Source organism: Mesorhizobium sp. M7A.F.Ca.CA.001.10.2.1, from assembly GCF_003998575.1.
Taxonomy (GTDB): domain Bacteria; phylum Pseudomonadota; class Alphaproteobacteria; order Rhizobiales; family Rhizobiaceae; genus Mesorhizobium.
Genome location: NZ_RZQY01001390.1, coordinates 1 through 410, shown reverse-complemented (window position 1 = coordinate 410; position 410 = coordinate 1). Strand labels below are relative to the sequence as shown.

At 62.9% G+C, this 410-nt stretch carries 1 protein-coding gene; it reads right to left on the bottom strand.

The genetic code is table 11. The features are described 5' to 3' along the window. Window positions 1-410: glutamine amidotransferase (locus EN964_RS37240; protein ID WP_245490778.1), on the bottom strand; the 410-nt coding region annotated here is incomplete at both ends.

Below are 410 nucleotides of genomic sequence, written 5' to 3'. Positions count from 1 at the left end.
CCGGTCATCATTGGGAAGGCAGGTCACCGGCAGCGCCTCCTCGACCGCCGTGCGATGCCAGCGGGCCTTGCCGTCAATGCCCTGGAAGCTGAAATAGCCGCCGATCATGATCAGGCCGCCGCCGGCCAGCGTCCAGTCGCGCAGGAGCTTGAGCCGGTTGGGAACCGTTTTGCCGTGCAGCCAGACATCGGGGTGGAGCAGGAGTGAATTCGCGCCAATGTCGGACAGGATGATCGCCCTGTATTGCGACAGCCCTTCCATGGTGAAAGGCAGCTTCTCGACGGCCTCGTGAGCGGGCATGTAGTCGAGATCGAATTCGCTGCCCTTCAAAGCGTCCACCAGGGGTGTTGCGCCCAGGTGAAAGGTGACGCTGCCGAACTGGTCGAACCCCTTGTAGTGGGTCGCCGAAC